The following is a 24,977-nucleotide window of genomic DNA, read 5'->3' on the forward strand; positions in this document are numbered from 1 at the left end:
GTCACACACAAGGGTGCGTAGCTCAGCTGGATAGAGCATCTGCCTTCTAAGCAGACGGTCCCAGGTTCGAATCCTGGCGCGCTCACTTGATAATCAGGCATTTACATTAATTTGTAAGTGTCTTTTTTTATTAGGTGCATACAATGTGCATATTTTTTGAATATTAGCTGCATTACTGCGCAAATAAAATTTCTTTTTAAAACTTCATTTCCTACACTAACTACATTTTTTATATTCAATATTTTTATACATTTGAGTAATCTATAAATATTTAAGGATGGAATTAATTGGAAAAGGAACAAATGGAACATTAATAGTAAAAGAAAATACTATCGAATTAGTTAGAACAGGAATTACAGCCCGGCTCTTAGGTCTAAGAGGTAATAAAGAGATTTTAATAAAAAACATCACTTCTATCCAATATAAAAAGCCCGGCATGTTAACAAATGGGTTCATACAATTCGCTTTCTCTGGCTCAAAAGAAAGCAAAGGTGGTGTAATTGATGCAACTAAAGATGAGAATAGTATAGTTTTTGAAAAATCAGCACAAGCACAATTTGAAAAACTTAAGGACGTTATTAACGAAAAAAGAAATGCTTCTGAACTGAACCATAGTATTCTGCAACAAGCATTACCCGAAAATGATATTTATAGCCAAATTGAAAAACTCAGCGCACTTAAAGAAAAAGGTATTATAACACTATCCGAATTTGAAGCTAAGAAAAAACAACTATTAGGAATATAAAAAAGCAGTCCGTTAAGAACTGCTCATTTACTATCTAGTATTCATTTTACTTTATCTTACCAATCATCATTAGACTTTTTAGACTCTCCTAAAATGTAAGATTTTAAATCATTATTCAAAGCATTCAAAGCATCGGGTAAACCTCCGACAACAGCAGGCTTTAATTCCCCTTTTTTATTCCAAGTGTAGATTAAATCCGTCCACGGATTAGAACTGAATTTTGGGAAAAGTGAGTTTTTTTGCTCTAACTTTACAATTTCAAATTTATATTTTCCATCCTTCACGCTAATTTCAATATGATGCCGAAATGGTAAGCAGGAAAAAAAAAGTTTATTTTGCGGGTTTTGGCAAAGACTCTTTTCATCAATTCCTTGAAAACGTATGTAATCGTCTTTTACTTCTCCTTGAATAACAACATCTGCACGTTGATATGTTTTATTAATCCAATCTATTGTTTTCTGATAAATTTCAGATGCTGATTTTCCTGGTACTTCTGTCACAATGTACTTTGTAAGCCCGTTTTCTTTTGATAATGTTATCTGCCCAAATGCAAAACTGCTGATCATCACTAATATTAAAAATATTTTTCTCATAATCTTTGTATTTGGCTTCAAAGTTAAGTAAAAAAACAGCCCTTTCGGACTGTCACACTATTATTCAATTACCTCAGCATCTGAAACACTGTGCAAAATCTGTTCTATTTGCTTCAACTGCTCCGGTTTCAACCTGCTCAGCTTTTCTTCTTCAATCAAAATACCGTTAATCTGAAGATAGTTGTTTTGAGTGTTAATTTTGGTTTTATCTTTTGGGCCGGAAACTACATCAAAATAGATTTTTGCTGCTTTCATATCTCCATTTATTGCAGCTCTCAAAACCTCACCTAATACCTTTGGAATCATAAATTTAAACTGCTGCTCAATTTCCTTGTATAAAGGGTTGTTTTGTATGTCTTTAAAATGCTTATCTACTGTTTGCCTGCTTAATCCCGTAGCTTCTGCAATTCTTATTTTAGGCGGCATACCTCCATACTGTTGGACGTACTGCATTATTGCATTCATTATATTCATGTTATTAATTTCCCAAATGTTATTGCGCTCAGCTTCGGGCAAAATATCAATAACCTTATTTAAAAGTTTATCTTTTTTTTCTGCTTTAGCTTCATTATAAAAAGCTGTAAACTTCTCATTCAATAAGATCTGCTGTCTTTTAGTAAGTTTATTTACATCTGCATCACTTATTTTTGACTGTTTTAGCAGATTATCTATACACTCAATATCTGTCAACTTTTGTAAACTTTCTTTTGTACTCATAATAATCACTTGTCTGTTAAATTGTAGTTTGGATATTGCACCGGCTCTATAATTCTCTGAATATTCAGAATATCTACAAGATCTGAAACATCATTGCCCTGCAGACCGGTACTTTCTAAATATCCTGTTATATCGTTATAGCTTATTGTTTCCGAACCTCTGAAAATATCAGCTGCAAGTGCTTTAAGTTCCTGTACCGTGAACAGCTGCAGCCCGGCCTTTATCCTTTCCTCATAAGTATATTGCTCATAAGGCTTAACAACTTTGGGCCTAAACTCTTTAGGGTTGAGGTTCGCCAGTACATCTGCAATATCTGCACCCAGTAAGCGCTGCCCCGGTGTGGCGTGCTGCTCCAACAGGTCTGAAAAAATAAACTTTGTTCCGGGCAATCTTGCTTCAAAATCCTTAGCCTTGCGCTGCCATTCCTGAAAGGTGCTTCCATCTTTTGAAAGGTCCGGGAAAACAAATACATCTCTGCCCTTTAACGCCTGCACCTTATCAAAACTGAAACTGCTTTTATTGTAAACCGCTATCCAAATTAAGTTGTTTGGTATCTCAGGACTGCCAAAATACAAAGTGCCATAAATAGCCGTTTTAGGCGCTTCAACCAATGCAACCGGACCGAGTGGAAACCTGCTCAATAAATGTTCACCAAATAGGCATGAAACCCGCTTATCTTGCTTTGTGTACGCTTCCAACCATTCAGGCAACGGCTTATTGTTTCGTGTGTGGTGCTTTTCAATTATTGAATGTAAAAAATCCGTTCCTGTGGTGTGGTTCTGCTCATCAAATTGCTTTACCTGAACCGTTCTAACATTCCCGGAAACATCAATAAATGGAAAAGTAATTGCACTTGCTCTGTACCCCTTTGTAACTGTACCTAACCTGTATAACTCAATAATTTTTATAACATCTGCTGCATCAAAAGGGAATGCAACCCGGTGCAATAGGTTCTGAATAAATGTATTTTGCTCATAGCCCTTTAGCGTACTTTTAAAGGTGTTGAAATCAAAATAAACCGGCTGCTGTACTTCAACTTTTTTAACCGGTATTTGCACGGCCGTTCCGTTTCCCTCTTCTGAAAAAAACTTTTGCTCATTCTCATTATATTTCAAACTGCATTTGTATTTACTATCCTGCAGAAAGTAAGCTGCAATAAAAATTCCTGTTGGCAACTGCTCAAAGGCAACTTTCTTAGGTATTATCATTTCAACTGTTCCCTGCTTAACTAAAAAGGCTTTTGCGGAAATATCTCTAATGCTGTCTGTTGTTACAAAATAGCACAATGTTTCCGCTGGTGGTGCTGAATGATAACCACACTTACTTTCACGATCACAACGGCCGTACTGCTCAGCAGCAAAAGTTGCTGTAATCTCATCGAAATAGCGCACAAATCTTAGTTTATTACAGGCCGGGCATCGGTGCTTCTTACTGCTGCTGTCTAATTTATATCTGTAACTCATCGTAAAAAAAAGTTTTGTTTACAGGTGCATTTTCTACACAAACTACACAACTATTAGTAAAAATTGTTTTTAACAGCATTTACAGCCATTCCGTAACTTTTGCGCTCAGCAACAAAACCTAAATTCTTTAGCCGGTCTGAAAATGTTTTAAGTGAACAGGCTCTGAAACCGCTTTCAATACAATAGGTTCTATATTCTGAAAATAGATCTTTCAATTTACTCTCCTCTGTGGCAGAGGTCGTATATTCAAAATCTGTTAAATACATTTGCACGCTGTCACTCTCTAACCTATACTGCTCAACCGCTTTCTGCACGGCAATACTCTTAGTGAATTTCTTCTGCTTCAATAACCGGTGCAGGCCTTCTAAAACCCAGTTAAAAACCCCTGAAAGTTCCTTATCAATTATCTTATTATGCAGCTCACTATCCTGCTCATCTTTTGGTATCGTGACTTCAAAAGGAATTATTACCCAACGTCTAAAAAATGCATTGGTATGCTCAACATCTTTTGGTAGCTCATTACAATTGAATATAAATTTTGCATACTGCTTTAGCTGCATCGGTTTACCGTATGGAAGCCGAGCCGGTACAGGTTCACCGGAAACCATTCTTTTGAAATAATTTACCTCCAGTTTACCGTTTATCTCACTTGCATAGTTTACCAACTTATTTGCAACCATTGCTCTGTAATACCCTGTATTGTCTGTAAGTTCCTGTAAAGAATAGCTGCTAACATTCTCACTGCCTAACATGGCATTTACTATTTCAAAAAATACGCTCTTACCGTTTGCTCCTGAACCGTACAGAATAAGTGCTGCTTCTAACTTCAACCGTGAACCGTGTTTTATGAAGATATACCCTAAGTATTCCGCTAAAACTTGTTGGCTGTCCTTATCCGGCAAAACTCTATTTAAAAAAGCTGTAAATATGGGTGCTGTTGCTTTCGGGTTGTACTCAAAAGGCAATTGATAAGTAATGAAATCTGAACGGTCAAAAGGTCTTAACTCAGTACCGGTTTTTGTTATTTCAAAAGTTCCGTTTTTAAGATTTATTAAAACCGTGTCTTTGTCGCTTTCCGGTGTGGGCAGATACGCTGTTGCTAAGAATTGTTTAAATAACTTCTCTCTGAATTGATAATATCGGGCAGAAAATTTAGCGACTCCCATTTTTTCTGCTGCTTCACCTAAAAACTTTTGAAATTCCTCTTTATCAATTTGCTGCCAATAAGTGCCATTATACAGATAAATGAAATCATCATTTTTGCATAAGCCCCAACGGTATCGCTCAGCTAATTGCAGTACATTTTCAATGGTTATAATTAAAAAATGTTTTTCTCTTAATTGTAAATCCTCTAACTGCTCTAATTTTCGGCTTAACTTCTTTCTTTCATCTGTGGAAATATTAGCAGATATTTTCAGGCTTAGGTCATTTTTCATTTGCTCTAAATTTGAAAAAGCTATCTTTTCAAAATCTACTTTCTCAACCTGATTTAATAACTTATTTAATATTTCGGTATGTGATACAGGTTCACTTTCCTTTTTTAGGCTCTCAATATGGTTTATAGTCTTTTCAGGGCTGATGAGGTCTGTAAAATCAGGTTCTAATCTCATTGGTCATTGGTTTTAGCGTTAAACAGTTCCGGGTTGGTGGTGTAAAATCCTGCACGGTGCTTAGATATTAGGCAGATCCCCTTTTTCTGTACCTGCACCCTGTCTTGCTTTCTCCATTTAGCAATGTACCGGCAGATATTAGCCCTTAAAATTCCCGTTTCAACTGAAACCATTAACATGGTCTTAGGTTGGTTTAAAAAGGCTCTAAATACCTTACTCATTTGATCCTGAAATTTCTTATCTTGCACTTGTCTTTTATGTATAAGTGCTGTATCTAATTCCCTCATAGTGCAGCACTTTTTTTATTGTTAGACAAATACAATTCTGCTTCTGCTTCAATCTCAGCAAAAGTTTTTTTCTTACCGTTTTTCAGGTATTCCGTTAATTCTGTTAGGGAAAAATACAGCCGTTTACCTTGCTTCATAAAAGGCAGTTCACGTTTGGAAACTTTGCTGTAAATGGTAGGCACAGAAAGGCTGAGAAATGCAGCCGCTTGTTGGATTGTTAGAAACTTTTCCGGCTGTTCTGCAGAATGCTGTTCTTTAGAAATTAGCAGCTGTTTCAGTTCGCTAACCTCTTTGGTTAGATTTGTTACCGCTTCGGGTAATTGTTCAAATGATAAATTCATTACAAAGTATTTTGTTTGTTACACTTTGCGAAATTATCAGTGGTATTTACGGGTTAAAAGGTGGGTTTTCGGGTTTGTTGTATTATTTGCGTTATCTTGTTAGGGCTTTGTATAGATCCTTTTCAGAATCATGTTTAAAATGATTTAGAATCTTAACCAACTTGAAAAAAGGCTTATCATTTATTAATTCTTTTTCGCTTAGATCTTTATGAATATCTCTTAAAATAGTTGCAACCCTTGTTTTCGTATTCCTCTTTAGCTTTATTTCAGTAGCAGAAATTATTTGTGGCCTGTATTCAAAAAAATTGGTTAAAAGCTGAACATAAGAACTGAAATCTTTTTCACTTAAAAAAGCATAAGCCCAACCCTTACTATGCATATCATTAAACTTTTGCGTAATAAGCCTTGCGCATTCACTCAATTCATATTTTATTGTAATAACATTAGCAACTGGTGTCAAACTTTCAATATTACTTAAATTTTCAGCACGATACTTTTCAAGTTTCAACCTATCCTCTGAATTAAAGAAAGGAAGAAAACAATCATACAATTCATCGTTAAAATCATTTAGTAAGTCGTAGGGAAGAAAGTGCTTTAAACCTATTTCCAAGTTTGCTATAATTGAAATATAGTTCTCTTTAGCTTTTATAATTTCTTCAACATCTTCTCTATCATAAGCAGCTGTGGTCACCAAAATCATCAATTCTCCGATATTATAAAAATGGTTGTTTCCAAAATTGCTTAGATCTGTAATACCAAACTCTTGTATTTTGTCTTTAATAGCATCTTTACATTCCGTACGGAAACGATCTACAAGCATATCTTCTTTTACCTTCAATTCATCTCTTTCAAATTTATGGTTAAAATAAATTTTCGGGTTTAGAGAATAATACTGCTGCCTTAAATCTGCTATTTCATCCAGCAAAGGCTTTTGCTTGTTAAAATGTGGAATATTCGAGTGTAAGAAATCAATAAACCTAAATATATTTTTTATATTCTCAGAAATCATGTTTTAGTCTTTTATGTATGTAATGTAGAAAATGTATGTCTAAAATAAACTTATTTTTTACTGAAAATCTAACAGCAGATCTGTAATTTTCTTTTTGCTGTCCTTTTCAAAACCCTTAAAATAATTCATGGTAGTTTTTATATCAGTATGGCCCAATGCTTCACCTACAAACTCAATACTCATTCCCTTGTTTATTGCAACGGTGCTGAATGTGTGCCTTGCCCAGTAGGTAGTTATTCTATCTTTAAAACCTAAGCCTTTTGCGTATTTATCAAAGTGGTCATTTATGAAACTTATAAAATTCAATTTCTTTTGGCGCTGCACCTCACTGCTCATTCCTTTTGAAAGTACAGGAAAAACGTAATCTTTTGGGCTTTGGCATTTATTACCGTACTCATCAATTACTTTTCGGGAATAGTCATTTAGATAAACTTCAATAGCTTTTACATCTGAGGTTGTTTTTTCAGTCTTTGACCGCACAAAAGTTATCTTTTCATCATCAACATCTTTGCAGCGTAATTCTATAATATCTTTTACATTCATTCCATTGCACAAATAAGAGAAAAACCAAAAGGCTTTGGCCTGCTGTTGCTCAGGTGTTTTAGGTGAACCTTGAAATAATATTTTAACCTCCTCTGCTGTTAGGGCTTTCTTGACCTTTGCTGAGGTCTTGATTTTATATTTATTCTTACCAAAAGGGTAAACTTCATTTGAAATTACTTTCTCTGTTATTGCCCTGTTAAAAACAGCCCTAAGGTTCCGGGTGTACATACTTACAGTAGTAATGCTTTTACTTTCATCATTAATACAGAATTTTTCAAAGCCCTCTAAAAATGAAACTGTAATATCTTTAAAATTCAGATCCTTACCTTTAGCATAGCGGCTAATACAGTTGTATGCATCATTATAGCCCTTTGCTGTACTTATACTGCCCTTTTTAGTAAATTCCTCAATTATCTTATCAAAGAAAAAAGCAACATTTCTTTTAGTTCCGGTACTTCCAAACATTAGGCGCTCAAAATCCTCAAAAGTAAATGTAGGCAGATCCTTTGCAACTTCCTCAGCTTTCCTTTCCAATGAATGTAGTTCAGCTTTCAGTTCCTTGTATTCTCTCTTTACTTTCCCACTTTCCCAAATATTTTTGAAATCCTTTTCAGTAAAACTAAATACTGTATTGTACAATTTCTGTTTTTTGGTTTCAGGCATGAATACCCTAAGCCTAACAGGGAAAGTTCCGTCTTTCTTTATTCTTCTCCGATCTAATACTATTGAAATGAAATACTGCTTTTGCATTTTTACTGTGGTTTTTTACAATGTGCATAAAATGTGCATACAAATATACAAAATAACACAAAGTAAACAAATAACAAAAAACTATTAATTCATTTATTTACAGTATATTTACAAAGAAATACAGGAATAATCAATAAGTAAAAATAAGGCTAAAAATCTGCCTTCTAAGCAGACGGTCCCAGGTTCGAATCCTGGCGCGCTCACAACCTTTTGATAAAGCTTTACAGAAATGTAAGGCTTTTTTTCATTAAAATTTCACCATTCTTTTTCCCTATTTTTGACACCATGAAGCATCTTGTCATCATCGGTCAGATCTTTCCGGAACCTGATTCTACGGCAGCCGGAAAACGAATGATTCAACTGATTGATTTTTTTATCCGGTATGAGTTCCGTATTACTTTTCTTTCGGCTGCCAACAGTTCTCAACACAGTGTTGATCTTTCTTCTAATAATATCGAAACTCATATTATCCAATTGAATGACAGTAGTTTTGATCATTTAATAAAGAAATTACAGCCGGATTTCGTCCTGTTCGACCGGTTCATGACAGAGGAACAGTTCGGGTGGAGGATCTCCGAAACGTGTACGGGTGCGATAAAGATTCTGGATACAGAAGACCTACACTTTTTGAGAAAAGCGCGCGAAAAAGCATTTAAACAAAACAGAAAAATAGAAAAAGGCGATCTGATTTCTGATGTTTTCAAAAGGGAAATCGCTTCCATTCTGCGTTGTGATTTATCCCTGATTATTTCGGAATATGAAATGAATCTGCTCAAGGAAAAATTTAAAATTGATGAATCCATCCTTCAGTATCTGCCTATTTTTGCTGAACCGAACTACTCTTCCAACACTTTTTCGGAAAGAAAAAACTTTATCAGCATCGGAAATTTTCTGCATGAACCGAATTGGCAAACGGTATTACAACTAAAGAAAATATGGCCGCTGATCAGGAAACAAATTCCGGAAGCAGAGATTCATCTTTATGGTGCTTATCCTTCCAACAAAGCATTTCAACTTCATCAGCCAAAGGAAGGATTTCACATTAAAGGACGTGCAGAAAACCTTGCTGAAACTCTGAAAAAATACCGTATAATGCTGGCTCCAATTCCTTTCGGTGCCGGAATAAAAGGAAAATTGCTGGACGCGATGCAATTTGGTTTGCCTTCCGTTACCTCATCCATCGGTGCTGAAGGAATGAACGGAAACCTGAAATGGAGCGGATTTATTGCAGATTCTGAAGAAGATTTTATTGAAAAATCGGTTCAGCTTTATCAGGATGAAAGTTCATGGAAAAAAGCTCAGGAAAACGGTTACCGAATATTGACAGAGCGGTTTTCAAAAGTAAATTTTGAATATTCATTTATTTCGAAAATAAAAGAATTAGCGGCAAACATCGATGAACACAGAAACAAAAATTTCTTAGGTCAGATTCTGCAACATCATCAACTCCAATCCACTAAATACATGAGCCGATGGATTGAAGAAAAAAACCACAGAGTAAATCGCACAAATTCTACAGATTAAGCGATAATATTCAGGAAAAGTATCTCGGAATTTATTTTTTCAATAGCAAACTGATCCATTCTTCGCGCTGTTGCTTGTTTTCCAGAATCAATCCCTGGGAAGTGCAGACTTCGAGAATGTCATTAACATCGAAAAAGCAAAGCCCGGAAAGCAATAATTTTCCGCCATTATTCAACACGGAAACATAGGCAGGAATATCCGAAATCAGAATATTTCTGTTGATATTGGCGAGAATAATATCGAACATTTCGTTTCCAAGGTTTTCGGCAGTTCCCTTTGAAATTTTTAACTCCACTCCGTTTCGCTGCGCATTTTCGATAGAGTTTTCTACTGACCATTCATCAATATCAATGGCGGTAACTTCAGCGGCACCTTTTTGTTTCGCAAAAATCGCCAGAACAGACGTTCCGCAGCCCATATCCAGAACTTTTTTTCCTTCAAAATCCATTTCCAGCATCTGCTGAATCATCAAATGCGTTGTGGGATGATGCCCTGTTCCGAAGGACATTTTAGGCTGGATGACGATTTCATGCATCGTGGGATCAGGATCATGAAACTCCGCACGTATCAACACTTTATCTTCTACATTGATCGGCGAAAAATTCTTTTCCCATTCCTCGTTCCAGTTGATATTCGGCATTTCGTGATAAGTAAATGATATCTGAATATCTTCACGATGCAGGATTCCGACGTTTTCCAACTGTTCTTCACTGAAAATATCTTTCTGAATATAAGCCAGAATACCTTCATTTTCTTCGGTAAAACTGTCAAAACCAATCTCTATCAGTTCCGCCATCAGAATTTCATTCCATGGGTTGAGAGGATTTATTTTAAAATCAAATTCAAGGTACGATTGCATCACAAAATTTTTGCAAAAATAACGATTCCAAAGCTTACTGTTATTTTTCATTTCAAAACTTTAAATTTGTACAAATCATGCGCACCATTATGCCCGAAAATATTCAACAGAAAATAGAAAAACTCCGCGAAGAACTGCATCAGCATAATTACAGTTATTATGTTTTGGATGAGCCGGTTATCTCAGATTTTGAATTTGATTTAAAACTGAAAGAACTTCAGGAACTGGAACTGAAACATCCGGAATTTCATGATCCTAATTCCCCTACCCTGCGTGTTGGCGGGGGAATTACCAAGCATTTTCCGACGGTTCAGCATCCGTTCAGAATGTATTCTCTGGACAATTCTTACGATTTTGATGATCTGGAAGACTGGGAAAAGCGCATCATCAAAACCATTGATGAACCTGTGGAATTTGTAGCGGAACTGAAATACGACGGCGCTTCGATTTCGATTCTGTATGAAAAGGGGAAATTGTCTCAGGCGGTAACGCGCGGCGATGGTTTTCAGGGAGATGAAATAACGGCCAATGTGAGAACTATTTCCGACATTCCGCTTACTTTGAGAGGTAATTTTCCTCCGAAATTTTATATGCGGGGAGAAATTTATCTGACCAGAAAAAACTTCGACAAAATAAATGCTGCGCGAGAAGAAGAAGGCCTGGATCCGTTTATGAATCCGCGAAATACAGCATCCGGAAGCCTGAAAACACAGGACTCCGGCGAAGTCAGAAAACGCGGGCTTTCGGCCGTACTCTATCAGTTTGTTGCTGAAAATTCACCTGTGGAAACCCATTGGGAACTTTTACAAAACGCCAAAGAGTGGGGTTTTAAAATCTCGGATCAGGCGCAATTGTGCAAAAATCTGGACGAAATAAAAACTTTTATCAATTTCTGGGACGAACAACGCCATCTGTTGCCTTTTGAAATCGACGGAATTGTACTGAAAGTGAACTCATTACAACAACAAAGAAACTTGGGTTACACGGCAAAATCACCACGCTGGGCGATGGCTTATAAATTTAAGGCCGAAAAAGTGGAAACCGAACTTCAAAGCGTTTCGTATCAGGTAGGCAGAACCGGCGCCATCACTCCGGTAGCCAATCTGAAACCTGTTTTATTAGCCGGAACGGTGGTGAAAAGAGCATCGCTGCACAATGAAGACATCATCAAAAAACTGGATCTGCATGAAAATGATTTTGTTTTTGTGGAAAAAGGAGGTGAAATTATTCCTAAAATCGTCGGCGTAAATTTTGAAAAAAGAGCATCTGACAGTGAGGAAATTCAATATATCAGCAATTGCCCGGAATGTGGTACCGAACTTGTGAAAATTGAAGATCAGGCCATCCATTTCTGTCCGAATGAAATGCATTGTCCGCCTCAGGTTGTGGGAAAAATGATTCATTATGTCTCGCGAAAAGCGCTGAACATTGTAAGCCTGGGCCAAGAAACCATCGCGCAACTGTACCGGGAAAAACTGGTTGAAAATCCCGCAGATTTTTATGTTTTAACGAAAGAACAACTGCTTCCTTTGGAACGAATGGCTGAAAAATCGGTACAGAATATTATTTCGGGTATTGAAAAATCCAAAGAAATTCCTTTTGAAAAAGTCTTGTTCGGAATCGGAATCAAGCATGTGGGAGAAACGGTGGCCAAAAAACTGGTGAAGAATTTCCCCTCGATTGAGGCACTTAAAAATGCGACCATCGAAGAGTTGTGTCAGGTAGAGGATATTGGTGAAAAAATTGCGTTCTCCATCACTGAGTTTTTCAGCAATCAGGAAAATGTACTAATGATTGAAAGGCTGAAATCCTACGGCGTACAACTGGAAAAAGGCGAATCGCAACATGAAATTTTAAGTTCCGTTCTGGAAGGTAAAACCTTTCTTTTCACCGGAAAATTGTCACTATTTACCCGCGAACAGGCAGAAGAGATGGTGGAAAAAAACGGCGGAAAAAATATTTCGGCGGTTTCAAAAAACCTGAATTATCTTGTGGTTGGCGAAAAAGCAGGAAGCAAACTGAAGAAAGCCCAAACCATCGGAACGATAGAAATTCTTGATGAACAGCAATTTCTGGATTTAATAAAGAAAGAGTGATTCAGTGAATAGGAAAAAATGTTTAGCTTTAGGAAAAATTTCCGTATGAAAAAACTCTATATTTTCTTAACATTTCTGGCATTTCATTTTTCGTTTTCACAAATTGTGAATATTCCGGATGCGAATCTCAAGGCATTATTGCTTTCTTTCAGCCCTACCAATGGAGGTGCTTTAGACATTAATAACAATTCTATAAAGATTGATACAAATAATGATGGCGAAATTCAGGTATCCGAAGCACAGCAAGTAAATGCATTAATGCTTGAACTCAACAATCTCACTATCACCAGTTTTGAGGGATTGAATGAATTTCCCATGCTGAAAAGCCTGGCTTTGTATCGCCCACACCTCACCAATGCCGTTACCAATCTCAGTAATTTTCCAAGCCTGGAGTATTTACAGATAAACCATGGACTCGTTAATTCATGGAATATCCAAAATAATATTGCTTTAAAAACAGTGAAACTACAGTCTGTTCTGGCAAATTCTATTTCCATTCAGGGCCCGATGGTAAATGATATAGAGATTGTTGGGAGTCTTATGACAATAGAAAATATTGACGTGAATAACTGTCCATTATTGAAAAAGATAAAATTACATGCATCGAAGATTTCAAGTCTTAATCTGAGTAATATGATTTTTTTGGAAGAGATTGATATTGCAATGAATTTGTTCTTATCCAATATTAATTTACAAGGTTCAAATGGACTAAAAACGGTAAGCATCACCAACAATGCTCTAACCAGTATAAATGTAGCCAATTCTCCGCTTCTTACCTTCCTTGTCTGCTCTAACAATCAACTGCAAAGTGCTACTATTTCTGGATGTATTTCCCTTGCCACCATTAATTTTGAAAATAATTTACTTACTTTTTTGGATCTAAGTAATCTTACTATGGTGCAAAACGTAACTCTTTCTAATAATTTATTGACACAAGTAAATTTGCAAAACAATAACGCTCTTTTATTCCTGAACGTAACCGATAATCAATTAACTAATCTCTCAACAAATCAAATTCCAAACCTGATTTCCCTACGGATCAATAATAATCAATTCTCAAATTTAAATTTTGCAGATATGCCTTTATTGGCAAGTGTATATTGCAATAATAATTTATTTACGAATCTGGATTTTCTTCAAAATCACAATTTGCATTATCTCACGTGTACTCATAATCCTTTTCTGGAATTACTGTTCATAAAAAACGGTATTGATAATTTTGCACCTCAAAACTTTGTCAATTTCTCGGACAATCCAAATCTGCAATTCATTTGTGCTGATGATATTGAGGTAGATGTTGTTAAAAATTTGTTATTGTCCAACGGACAAAATAACACCCAAGTAAGTTCATACTGTTCCTTCACTCCGGGCGGAATTTTTTACACAATACATGGAAATGTAAAATATGATATAAACAATAATGGTTGCGACATTAGCGACCCCGCACAACCTTTTCAAAAATTCAACATTACCAATGGAGCACTTACAGGAAGTTTAATCGCCAATGCATCCGGTAATTATTCCATCCCTGTGCAGGCGGGAACTCACACTATTACTCCTGTTTTGGAAAATCCCACTTATTTTAATGTGACACCGAGTTCTCTGATCGCTGATTTCCCGACACAAACCAGTCCGCTGACTCAAAATTTCTGCCTTACGGCGAATGGATCTCATAACGACCTGGAAGTTTTGATCATTCCCGCAACTCCTGCTGCCCCCGGTTTTAATGCACAATATAAAATCGTTTATAAAAATAAAGGAACCGGAGTCCAGTCCGGAAGTGTGACCTTCAATTACAACGATAATGTGATGAATTTTTCTACTTCTACCATAGTTCCGGATTCGCAAAGTACAGGTTTATTAAGCTGGAATTTCAGCAATTTGAATCCGTTTGAAAGCAGGGAAATGACGGTAACTTTTGTTCTCAATACTCCGACTGCCACTCCTCCGCTGAACGGTGGTGATGTGCTACATTTCACTTCGCTTGTTACAGGACTCACCGATGAAACTCCGGCAGACAATACATTCACACTGAACCAAACCGTTGAAAACTCCTACGATCCCAACGATAAAACCTGTTTGCAGGGATCGTCCATTTCACAAAGCCAAGTTGGGGATTATGTTCATTATCTGATCCGTTTTGAAAATACAGGAACGGCTAATGCTCAGAATGTGGTAGTGAAAGATGTGATCGATACTAACAAATTTGACATCAACACCCTGATTGCACTGAATGCAAGCCACAGTTTTGTAACCAGAATTACAGCTCCGAACACGGTAGAATTTATTTTTGAAAATATACAACTGCCTTTTGATGATGCAACGAATGACGGGTATGTCGCGTTTAAAATTAAAACGAAATCTACTTTGAATAACGGAGACAGTTTCAGCAATACCGCAGGAATTTATTTTGATTACAACGCGCCTATTATTACCAATACGTACGTTACCAATATTCTTACGCTTTCTACAAGCGAGGTAGAAACAGCGGATGAACTGCAGATTTACCCAAATCCAGTGATTGATGTCTTGACTTTTAAAACCAAAGAAAAAGTAGTGAAAGTTGAAGTTCTGGATATTTCCGGGAGACTGCTTCGTTCGGAAGGTGTGCAGCATAATTCCCTGAATGTATCCGATCTGAAATCCGGGAATTATTTCATTAGAATTTATTTGAAAAACAGCACCATCACCAGAAAAATGACAAAAAAATAACTGCCGGGACAGTTATGAATAAAGCAGAGCGGCCATCAATTATTTGAAAAATCAGGAATTTTTAAAAAGGCAGGCCGCTCTTATATAGAGTTAATTTGGTAATTTCACTGCGATTTCGTAGAGATTTCCACGCATCAGGTATTTGATCCTTTCACGGGTCGTCACCGTGTTTATTTCGCCATCCTTTACAATAATAATACGGTCGCCGGTAGCGATATTCTGATCATCGATCCAGTCTTCGGGCAATGTATCATCTTCCAATTCTTTCATTTCCTCCAGGATATTCTGAGCCATTTCCTGAAAACCTTCATCTTCAGAATAATAGACTGTGTACTCCGGATCCAGTCCGACTCTAAAGGGTTTTTTAATGTTCATCAGCTGAGCTGTATCATCCGCCAACGGATTATCCGAACCGTCTACAAAACCAATTTCTACCATTTCACCACCGGTTTCGGCAGCATAACGTACCGCATCTTCATAAGTTTCAAAATTCGTCACTACTTTATAATCGTCGTAAACATATTCCTGTAGTCTTTCTTTATTTTCCATAATTTATTTTTTATCATCTAAATTAATTTCTTCTTTTACTTCGTGCCATTCATTGTCTTTCAGGTTACCTTCCAATTTTTCTACTTTCAGCATTTGCCGCAATATTCCAAAACCGGTCATATAAATATTGGCTATCCAAACCAATGCGAAAAATGAAATAACATATCCTCTTCCATCGTCATACACCATTTTAAAACCGGTTACTAACAAGAGAAAAAGGGTCACATAATGGCTAAAACAATATTCGCACGTGAAAAGGTAGAAGAATTTTCGCTGGTACAGTTTGCTGCATTCTTCGGATTTTCTCTTACAGAACTCCCGTATTTCACGAAATATTTCCTCATGTGTTACCGTCCATGCAATGCACGCGACAGGCAGTGCAAGAAGAAATAAAGTAATAACCTGATGTGTGAGCTCCATTTGCATACAAATTTAATTTTGAGTACCTACTACAGCATTATAAAATTGCACGCTAATCGTATATAATTCTTAGATTAAGTGAATTTGACAGCATTTTACCGAAATTTTGCGGCTTTCATTTTTCAAATTAATTTTTGACATTTCTCAGCTACGCAGCTTTTCGATATCTTGTTACGAATTAAAAACTTAAATCTCTTTGTATTAAATATCTCCATTTTTCTTTCCTTTGATGCTCAAATTTTGTAGGAGAGCGGTTTAACATAAATTCCGTATTTTTAGGCAAATTTTTTACGAATGAAAATAAAACATATCTTGCTTTCCACGGTGCTTCTGCCATCAGTAATGGCTTTTTCCCAGCAACACGGCGGAATGTGGATCCCGACAGAACTGAATGAAAAAGAAATGAAAGAAATGGGTATGAAGATTTCTGCCAAGCAGATTTTCGATGCCACCAAACCCTCTATTAAAGACGCCGTTGTCCAGTTTGACGGCGGCTGTACTGCAGAAATTATTTCCCCGAAAGGGTTGTTGCTCACCAACCATCACTGTGGTTACGATGATATTCAGAAACATTCAACGTTGGAAAATGATTTGCTTACCAATGGTTTCTGGGCAAAAAACATGAGCGAAGAACTTCCCAATCCCGGAGTAACAGTAGATTTTATTGTTGACATTAAAGAAGTAACCACGCAAATTCTTGGAAATACTGCCGGACTTACGCCGCAGCAAGCGGAAGATGTCATCAAAAATAATATCGAAGTCGTTTCCAAATCTTTTACCACTTTACCCGGACAGAAAGTAGTGATTCGGCCTGTGTATTACGGCCATAAATATTACGCCTATATCATTGATACTTTCACAGATATCCGAATGGTAGGCGCGCCGCCGAGTGCTATCGGAAAATTCGGTTCCGACACCGACAACTGGGTTTTTCCCAGACATACAGGAGATTTCATGATATATCGAGTGTATGCGGACAGGAACAACCGCCCTGCCGAATTTTCTCCGAATAATGTTCCTTACAAGCCAAAACACTTTCTTCCAATTTCCATTAAAGATAAAAAAGAAGGCGATTTCACTTTTGTATTCGGGTTTCCAGGAAGAACGCAACAGTACCTTCCGTCAATAGCCGTAGAAAAAATAGTGACTGAAATAGATCCGGCAATGATTGCAGTTAGGGAGGTAACACTGAAGGAACTCGACCAAAAAATGCGCGAGGATAATGCCACAAGAATAAAATATGCATCCAAATTTGCGAGAATTGCCAACGCCTGGAAAAAATGGCAGGGCGAAATAGAAGGCCTTGAAAAATCCGATGCCGTTTCTAAAAAGAAAGCTTACGAACAGAAACTGGCTTCCCAAAATCCGGCAGTGAAAACCACGATTGATGAATTCAACAGGCTTTATACCGCACAGGCACCATACGCACTGAACCGAGCCTACTATGGTGAAGTGGTGAGAAACGCAGAAACGCTTACTCTTGCAAGCAATTATCTCAGCTTCATGACGGCAGTAGAAAGCGGGAAAATGGATTCTCAAACAGCCGAAAATTTCAGAGACAGGCTTTCAGGTTTTTATAAAGATTACGATGGCGAACTGGATGCGAAAGTAACAGCAAAAGTTCTTGCATTATACGCCAAAAAAACACCGGAAAATTTTCTTCCTCCAGGCTTTAAAAATGAATATTCCGATGAAAACAAGAATTTATTTACCATTGAAAACTGGTCTAAAAACTCAGTGATTTCCGGAAGAGGAACAATGAACGGAGCCACTGTGTACAATGACATCAATAAAGTATTTGCTGACCGGAATGCTTTGGTTCAGAATCTGAAAAACGATCCGCTTATCAAGTTATTCGCTTCTCTGCGCGAAGCATATATGAAGAACACCAATGATCAGTACAACACATATCAAACACAGATTGACGAGCTTCAGAAAACCTATATGGGACAGCAAATGTCGACGGATAAAGACAAAACGTTCTTCCCCGATGCCAATTCCACCCTGCGCGTAACGTACGGAAAAGTGGCAGGATCCAATCCGAAAGATGCGTTGTATTACGGTTATCAAACTACACTATCCGGGGTGATGGAAAAATATATTCCGGGAGATTACGAATTTGATGTTCCACAGAAACTCATCGATTTGTACAACAAAAAAGATTACGGAATGTATGCCAATAAAAACGGCGAAGTTCCTGTAAACTTCACTGCAACCAATCACACGACCGGCGGAAATTCGGGAAGTCCGGCACTGGATGCGAACGGAAATTTAATCGGTTTGAACTTCGACCGGCAGTGGGAAGGAACCATGAGTGATATTAATTTCGATCCGCGTTTCAGCAGAAATATCATGGTAGATTCCAAATACATTTTGTTTATCATTGATAAATATGCCGATGCCAAATGGCTCATCAACGAAATGAAAATTGTTAAATAAAACATTACAGCCTTCAGATGACCTGAAGGCTGTTTTATTTAAAACCCGAACACTTCTTCCAGACTCAGTTCCTCGAAATCTCCCATTTTCTGAACCGCTTTCATATCCAGATTTTCACGTTTTCCAAGCAAAGCAACATTAAACCGGAGTGGTTTTACTTTCGAATTGTAAAACTGCGTCAGCTTTTCCAGAGACAAATTCTGAATTTCATCGTACATATCTTTTCGTAAATCATAATCTATTCCCAATCTTTTCAACTTTAGATGGTTAAAGAAAACATTGGTTCTGGTAATTCTTGCGGACGCCAGCTGTTTCAGTGCAGTATTCTTCGCATTACGGAACTGGATTTCCACCTGAGGAAGTTCATTCATGAGTTCCTGCAAGGTTTCCACAGCCGTCTGTAATTTATCAGGCTGCGTTCCGATGTACGCCGTAATATAATCCGGGTGCTGAAGTTCGTTATTCGCCTGATAAGCGACATACGCAGAATACGCCAGACTCTTGCTTTCGCGGATTTCTTGAAAAACGATCGACGAAAGTCCGCTTCCAAAATATTCGTTGAAGACATTGATCCTGCCGAAATCCTTTGTATCCACTGCGGCACCCTTCCCTACTTTTGCCATTTCCATTTGCACCATATCATAGTTTACAAAATACACTTTGTCCGTCGTTTCGGGTTCAGGATATTCTTTTCTCGGCGGTATTGGCGAAGATTCAGGTTGAATAAACGGTTCTATGTTGGTTTTAAATTCCTCAAAACCTTTTCCATAAAAGAAGATTTCAAAAGGAAAACTGAACAACGCCTTCATTTTATCCGTCATTTCAGTGCATTGAATTTCTTCCAATCTCTCTTTCGAAACAACATCCCTTGACCGCGAATCCTTCCCAAATTTCGCATACTGCTGCAAAGCGTGCATGATCTTATTCTTATCTTTTTTGGCGGCTTCACGGCTTTCCAGAATCGTCTGCACATATTCCGAGTAAACCTGTTGATCCGGAATCGCATGAGTAATCCAATGATGGAGAAGCTCCAGGCCTTTTGACATATTTTCTTCTAAACCAACAAGGGTGATCATAAGCTGATACGACGAAGTTTTAAAATCGTGACTGATTCCGATTTTATAGAATTCCTGCTTCAGTTCTTCAGTGGAAAACCGGTCTGTTCCCAAATATTGCATCAAGTGGGTTGCAAGAGAAAGTTCCCGGTCATGATCACTTCCTAACGGGAATATAAAATGCGTTTCAGCCAGTTCGTTGTATTGATTCCTTACAAAACTGACTTTTCTTCCCTTGATTTCTGACACCGTTATTGCTTTCTGATAATCAATAAAAACAGGTTCAATGTCTACTGATTTCTCCGCCAAGATTTCCTTTAAAAATTCAGATTTATCTTCACGGTTTATTTTTACAGGTGTAATTCCAGGATTGTCAACGCGGATCAAGTCTTGATTCTCGCCTTTTTCCTTGTACACAGCGACATAATTTTCTTTAAAAAATTCCGTGGCAAATTTCACCACATCGTGTTTTGTAATCTGCTGATAACGCTCCATTTCCTGAAGTTCTTCTGCCCAAGTCTGTTTTCTGATGTAGGTCTGGTATAAATTTGTAGCCAAACCGTTGGCTGTTTCCAGGCCTTTGATACGCTGCAGTTTAAAATCGTTGATAATGGCAGTTAACAACCAATCGGGAAAATCACCTTTCTTGATATTTTCGATTTCTGCAAGCAACAATTCTTTGGCTTCATCCAGTGTTTGATTTTCTTTTGGAACAATGACCGCTGAAAAATAACCGTATTCGTTTAAACCTAATGAAAAAGCCGTGGCGTACAGCGCTTTCTGAGCATTATTGATATGTAAATCGAGAAGTCCTGTTTCGCCGGAATTGCTTAAGATATTTGCCGTAATGTCCGCAAGAAGCGACTCCTGTGTTCCGTAACTGTCCGTTCTCCAAGCAATCTGAATTCTGGGAACGGTCGGACTTTTCACCGTACGTTTTTGGATGGAAGTGATCGGATTTTCCACGATTTTTACTTTTGGAGGCAATGCTCTGTATTTCAGAGAGCCAAAATAATCATCAACTAACCGGATGGTTTCATCAAAATCGAGATCACCGACAAGAATTATCGCATAATTATTGGGTACATAATACTCCTCAAAGTACTTGTGAATCGCTTTCATTGAGGGATTTTTAAGATGTTCCGCTTTTCCAAGCGTGGTTTGCTGTCCGTTGGGATGCGTCGGAAACAGAAGTTCCATCAGTGCATAATTCACCAAACGGGCATCATTATCCTGAGCCCTGTTAAATTCCTCATACACGCTTTCCAGTTCGGTATGAAAGAGCCGCAAAACCATTTCTGAAAACCGTTCTTTTTCAATTTTAAGCCATTTTTCCAGTTCATTCTTCGGAATATTATTTTTATAAACTGTTTCATCGAACCAGGTATGAGCATTTGTTCCGCTTGCACCAAGCGATGAAATGCATTTATCGTACTCATTTGCGATGGCGTATTTAGCAGCTTCCTGCGAAAATTCATCTATTTTTCTATAGATTTCTTTCTTTTTTTCAGGATCGTTTTCAGCTTTGTGTTTCTCAAAAAGTTCAGCGATATGGTCTAAAAGTTTGCTTTCTTTTTCCCAATTTATTGTACCGATTTTTGATGTGCCTTTGAACATCATGTGCTCCAGATAATGCGCCAAACCGGTGTTGTCTTTTGGGTCATTATTGCTCCCGGTTCTTACCGGAATATAGGTCTGGATTCTGGGTGCATCGAAGTTCTGGGCGAGATAAACTTTCAGTCCGTTATTCAGTGTATAGATGCGGACATTATTCTCATCGTGAGCAATGGTTTCATACGAGTAACCGTTAGCATCCTGATGTTGTTCTGTTATATGTTTTTTCAAAGCGTTTAATTTTTTTATGTGAATTTCAAATTTCTTCTGATGGCAGATAAATTTAATGTGTGTTTTATTTTTTAAAAACTCAGTATTTAAGTAATTTATAATTTTATAAACGTAACCCCTCTCATTCCATGTTTGTTATAATAATTACTTATAAACCACATTTAAGTCATTCTAAATAATATTCTTAGTCTATTAAGTGCTCAGTATTCATTTTATGAAGGAAGCTCATCTTTAATTTAAAATTAAGAAGGAAAATCAGCTATGTCTGTTTAATTCTAAATATTGAATATCATAACGTCTTTGTTGAGATTCTTCCGTATGACAAATGTAGTTTTGTCTCATGCTGTAAGTATCTAAATAACCATGTTTCAAAGAGCATTTTTTTTCGTTGAGATTCCTACGTAAATGACAAAATAATCTGAAAAAACAGGATGTTTGTCATGCAGTAAACATCTAGATGAGCTTTTCAAATTGCAATTAACCGTTGAGATTCCTACGTAATGACAAGCAAAGTTTTTCTCATATATTACAAACTCCTAATGCGCTTCCAACCAGTTTTTGCCCACCCCTACTTCCACTACCAACGGAACCTTGGTCTCGAAAGCACTTTCCATTTGGGTTCTGATCAGTTCGGTGGCAGATTGCACTTCCTCTACCGGAGATTCGAACAGGAGTTCGTCATGAACCTGCAGCAGCATTTTGGTTTCTAGATTTTCTTCGTCGAGTTTCCTGTCAATATTGATCATGGCTATTTTGATGATGTCGGCAGCGGAACCCTGAATGGGAGCATTTACAGCGTTTCTTTCCGCATGACCTCTCACTACAAAATTATTAGAATTAATGTCTTTTAAATGGCGTTTACGACCCAATACAGTTTCTACGTAACCAATTTTCCGCGCTTTGTGAACCTGTTCCGTCATCCATTCTTTCAGTTTAGGATATGTTTCGTAGTAAGCGTCAATCATTTGTTTCGCTTCAGAACGGGAGAGTCCGGTCTGTTCTGCTAACGCAAATGCACTCTGACCGTACACGATACCGAAATTGACCGTTTTCGCCTGTGAACGCTGGGTTTTCGTGACCTCTTCCAAAGGAATTCCGAACAGTTTGGAAGCCGTGGAAGCATGAATATCTTCGCCATTCTGAAAGGCCTGAATCATATTGGTTTCATCGGATATTTCAGCAATCAGCCTGAGTTCTATCTGAGAGTAATCTGCAGAAATGATTTTCTTTCCTTCAGTTGCTACAAAGGCACCCCGAATCTGCTGTCCGCGCAGGGTACGGATTGGAATATTCTGCAAATTCGGATTTACGGAAGCCAACCTGCCCGTTGCTGCGGTGGTCTGTGAAAAATTGGTGTGAACGCGGTGGTCATCTTTATCAATCTGTGCAGGCAAAGCATCCACATAGGTGGATTTCAGTTTCTGATACGTTCTGTACTCCAGAATATACGGAATGATTTCGTGTTTTGAAACCAGCTTCTGAAGAATATCTTCCGAGGTTGCGTATTGGCCGGTTTTGGTTTTCTTCGCTTTCGGATCGAGTTGCATTTTTTCAAACAAAATTTCTCCCAACTGGCGCGGCGAATTCATATTAAACTCCTCACCACAAAGTTCAAATATTTTTGTTTCCAGCTGTTTAAGATCATTTTCAAGGTCGATACTTTCCTGTTTCAGCCAGGCTTCATCGAGAGAAACGCCCTCCAGTTCCATTTTGGCAAGCACTTCCATCAATGGCATTTCGACTTTATAAAATAAATCTTCGAGGTTTTCTTTTTTTAACTGCGGTGCAAAAATCTGATACAGCTGAAAGGTAACATCCGCATCTTCGGCAGCATAAATGGTTTGGGTCTGCAAATCTGCCTCACGGAACGACAGCTGATTTTTTCCTTTTTTCCCAATAATGGTTTCAATGGACACCGGCTGATAATTGAGATAGATTTCTGAGAGATAATCCATTCCGTGGCGGCCTTCAGGGTTCAGTAGATAATGAGCAATCATGGTATCGAAAAGATTTCCCTTGATTTCAACACCATAAAGCCTGAGAATTTTATAATCGAACTTGAGGTTATGAGCAACTTTCAGGATGCTTTCTTTTTCAAAAAAAGGTTTAAAAATTTCTATAGTTTGCAATGCTTCGTCACGGTTTTCCGACAACGGAACATAATACGCCAGTCCTTTTTTATAGGAGAAACTCATTCCCACAAGTTCGGCTTCCATTTCGTTCAGGGAAGTGGTTTCAGTATCGAAACACACCGTTTGCTGCTGCAACAGATTGTTTACGAGCATTTTTTGCGCTTTCGGCTGATCCACAAACTGATACAGATGATCGTTTTCCGCAATAGTGGATTTGGTGGAAGTCGCCTGTTCCAGGTCTTCAAAATTGGCAAACAAATCCAACTGTACCGTTCCGGAAGCATCCTTTGGAATGTTCACTTTTTCATATCTGGAAATTTTGCCAGGATCCGCTATGGCAGGATCTGCAGCTTCAGATTTGAAAGCCCGGTACAGATTTTCATACAATCTTCGGAATTCGATTTCATCAAAAACCTCTCTTACTTTCTCAAAATCCGGATCTTCCAGATCGTATTTATCTTCATCAAAATCAATAGGCGCATCGCAGATGATGGTGGCCAGTTTTTTGGATAAAATTCCGCGCTCCGCACTCGCTTCTACTTTTTCCTTTAATTTTCCTTTTAACTGATGGGTGTTTTCCAAGAGGTTTTCGATGGATCCGAATTCTTTCAGAAACTTCATGGCTGTTTTCTCGCCTACACCGTCTAGGCCGGGAATATTATCCACCGCATCGCCCATCATAGCCAAAAAATCAATGACCTGTTTGGGGTCTTCGATGCCGTATTTTTGTTTTACCTCTTCAACCCCCAGAATTTCCACATCGCTTCCTTTATTTCCGGGTTTATAGATTTTTATATTTTCGGTAACCAGCTGGGCAAAATCCTTATCTGGAGTTACCATAAAGACGTTATAGCCGGCTTTTTCAGCTTTACAGGCAATGGTTCCGATGACATCATCCGCTTCATAACCCTCCACACCCAACACGGGAATATGCATCGCCTCCAAAATCCTGTGGATGTAAGGAATAGCAATCTGGATTGCTTCCGGAGTTTCGCTGCGGTTGGCTTTGTATTCTGTATAATCTGCAGTGCGGACATTTTCTTTCCCGATATCAAAAACCACAGCCAAATGACTGGGTTTTTCTCTCCTGATGAGTTCAATAAGAGAATTCGAAAATCCGAAAATGGCAGACGTATCCAAACCTTTTGAAGTCAGTCTGGGATTCCGAATCAATGCGTAATATCCGCGGAAAATCATCGCATACGCATCGATGAGGTATAATCTTTTATCTTGATCTTTTGACATGAAAGCAAAGATAAGAAAAGACATCCACCTGAAACAGAATTTC

General features: G+C 37.8%; 18 protein-coding genes and 1 tRNA gene. 6 read left to right on the forward strand and 13 right to left on the reverse strand.

Translation table 11 applies throughout. The features are described from left to right. Positions 1–11: 11 nt before the first annotated feature. Both DQ356_RS08930 and DQ356_RS08935 read left to right on the forward strand, forming a co-directional pair. Positions 12–85: transfer RNA gene (locus tag DQ356_RS08930), tRNA-Arg, on the forward strand. Between the two features lie 192 nt (positions 86–277). Further along, entirely contained in the window at positions 278–745 is a 468-nt protein-coding gene (locus DQ356_RS08935) for a DUF4429 domain-containing protein (RefSeq protein WP_114304142.1), read from the forward strand. 56 nt (positions 746–801) lie between these two features. Here the strand turns inward: DQ356_RS08935 and DQ356_RS08940 are convergent, their stop codons facing one another. The 8 genes from DQ356_RS08940 to DQ356_RS08975 all read right to left on the reverse strand — a co-directional run bounded on the left by DQ356_RS08940 (position 802) and on the right by DQ356_RS08975 (position 8,058). After that, positions 802–1,338 carry a DUF4468 domain-containing protein gene (locus DQ356_RS08940; protein ID WP_114304143.1) on the reverse strand — a complete coding sequence of 179 codons (537 nt, stop codon included), beginning with the start codon at positions 1,336–1,338 and terminating at the stop codon, positions 802–804. 60 nt (positions 1,339–1,398) lie between these two features. After that, positions 1,399–2,055: a hypothetical protein gene (locus tag DQ356_RS08945; RefSeq protein ID WP_114304144.1), complete on the reverse strand. Its 657-nt coding sequence runs from the start codon at positions 2,053–2,055 to the stop codon at positions 1,399–1,401. A gap of 5 nt (positions 2,056–2,060) precedes the next feature. Next, on the reverse strand, positions 2,061–3,518 hold the full coding sequence (locus DQ356_RS08950) for a DUF6371 domain-containing protein (RefSeq protein WP_114304145.1): 1,458 nt from the start codon (positions 3,516–3,518) through the stop codon (positions 2,061–2,063). 53 nt (positions 3,519–3,571) lie between these two features. Next, positions 3,572–5,128, reverse strand: coding sequence for a DNA primase family protein (locus tag DQ356_RS08955; RefSeq protein WP_114304146.1), 1,557 nt, complete (start codon positions 5,126–5,128; stop codon positions 3,572–3,574). Beyond that, positions 5,125–5,415, reverse strand: coding sequence for a hypothetical protein (locus DQ356_RS08960; RefSeq protein ID WP_114304147.1), 291 nt, complete (start codon positions 5,413–5,415; stop codon positions 5,125–5,127). Before DQ356_RS08960 ends, DQ356_RS08955 begins: the two co-directional genes overlap by 4 nt. Further along, positions 5,412–5,756 carry a helix-turn-helix domain-containing protein gene (locus DQ356_RS08965; RefSeq protein ID WP_114304148.1) on the reverse strand — a complete coding sequence of 115 codons (345 nt, stop codon included), beginning with the start codon at positions 5,754–5,756 and terminating at the stop codon, positions 5,412–5,414. The genes DQ356_RS08960 and DQ356_RS08965 overlap by 4 nt, the downstream gene beginning before the upstream one ends. A 91-nt stretch (positions 5,757–5,847) precedes the next feature. After that, the gene (locus DQ356_RS08970; RefSeq protein ID WP_114304149.1) at positions 5,848–6,765 is read right to left on the reverse strand and encodes a hypothetical protein; all 918 of its coding nucleotides are present in this window, start codon (positions 6,763–6,765) and stop codon (positions 5,848–5,850) included. 57 nt (positions 6,766–6,822) lie between these two features. Continuing rightward, positions 6,823–8,058 carry a tyrosine-type recombinase/integrase gene (locus DQ356_RS08975; RefSeq protein WP_114304150.1) on the reverse strand — a complete coding sequence of 412 codons (1,236 nt, stop codon included), beginning with the start codon at positions 8,056–8,058 and terminating at the stop codon, positions 6,823–6,825. A 285-nt stretch (positions 8,059–8,343) separates the two neighbouring features. Here DQ356_RS08975 and DQ356_RS08985 point away from each other — a divergent pair, with 285 nt between their 5' ends. Continuing rightward, positions 8,344–9,582: a glycosyltransferase gene (locus DQ356_RS08985; RefSeq protein ID WP_114304151.1), complete on the forward strand. Its 1,239-nt coding sequence runs from the start codon at positions 8,344–8,346 to the stop codon at positions 9,580–9,582. A 31-nt stretch (positions 9,583–9,613) separates the two neighbouring features. Here the strand turns inward: DQ356_RS08985 and prmA are convergent, their stop codons facing one another. After that, entirely contained in the window at positions 9,614–10,441 is an 828-nt protein-coding gene (prmA, locus tag DQ356_RS08990; RefSeq protein WP_114304273.1) for a 50S ribosomal protein L11 methyltransferase, read from the reverse strand. Positions 10,442–10,530: 89 nt separating this feature from the next. On the opposite strand from prmA, the gene ligA reads away from it, so the two are divergent. Together ligA and DQ356_RS09000 are read left to right on the forward strand one after the other, a co-directional pair. Then, complete coding sequence (ligA, locus tag DQ356_RS08995; RefSeq protein WP_114304152.1) at positions 10,531–12,537, forward strand: NAD-dependent DNA ligase LigA; 2,007 nt, start codon at positions 10,531–10,533, stop codon at positions 12,535–12,537. Between the two features lie 45 nt (positions 12,538–12,582). Beyond that, entirely contained in the window at positions 12,583–15,249 is a 2,667-nt protein-coding gene (locus DQ356_RS09000; protein ID WP_166413089.1) for a DUF7619 domain-containing protein, read from the forward strand. Between the two features lie 90 nt (positions 15,250–15,339). Here the strand turns inward: DQ356_RS09000 and DQ356_RS09005 are convergent, their stop codons facing one another. Together DQ356_RS09005 and DQ356_RS09010 are read right to left on the reverse strand one after the other, a co-directional pair. After that, positions 15,340–15,798, reverse strand: coding sequence for a hypothetical protein (locus DQ356_RS09005; protein WP_114304154.1), 459 nt, complete (start codon positions 15,796–15,798; stop codon positions 15,340–15,342). A 3-nt stretch (positions 15,799–15,801) separates the two neighbouring features. Next, complete coding sequence (locus DQ356_RS09010; RefSeq protein WP_114304155.1) at positions 15,802–16,218, reverse strand: hypothetical protein; 417 nt, start codon at positions 16,216–16,218, stop codon at positions 15,802–15,804. Between the two features lie 294 nt (positions 16,219–16,512). Here DQ356_RS09010 and DQ356_RS09015 point away from each other — a divergent pair, with 294 nt between their 5' ends. Next, positions 16,513–18,657, forward strand: a complete 2,145-nt coding sequence (locus DQ356_RS09015; RefSeq protein WP_114304156.1) for a S46 family peptidase — start codon at positions 16,513–16,515, stop codon at positions 18,655–18,657. A 38-nt stretch (positions 18,658–18,695) separates the two neighbouring features. Here the strand turns inward: DQ356_RS09015 and DQ356_RS09020 are convergent, their stop codons facing one another. Beyond that, positions 18,696–21,557, reverse strand: coding sequence for a M16 family metallopeptidase (locus DQ356_RS09020; RefSeq protein ID WP_228420701.1), 2,862 nt, complete (start codon positions 21,555–21,557; stop codon positions 18,696–18,698). Positions 21,558–22,093: 536 nt separating this feature from the next. Continuing rightward, positions 22,094–24,934 (reverse strand): DNA polymerase I, encoded by a 2,841-nt coding sequence (gene polA / locus DQ356_RS09025; RefSeq protein ID WP_114304157.1) that lies wholly within the window; start codon positions 24,932–24,934, stop codon positions 22,094–22,096. Positions 24,935–24,977 lie beyond the last annotated feature (43 nt).

It is taken from the genome of Chryseobacterium lacus (genome assembly GCF_003336205.1).
In the GTDB taxonomy this organism is placed as follows: Bacteria; Bacteroidota; Bacteroidia; order Flavobacteriales; family Weeksellaceae; genus Chryseobacterium_A; species Chryseobacterium_A lacus.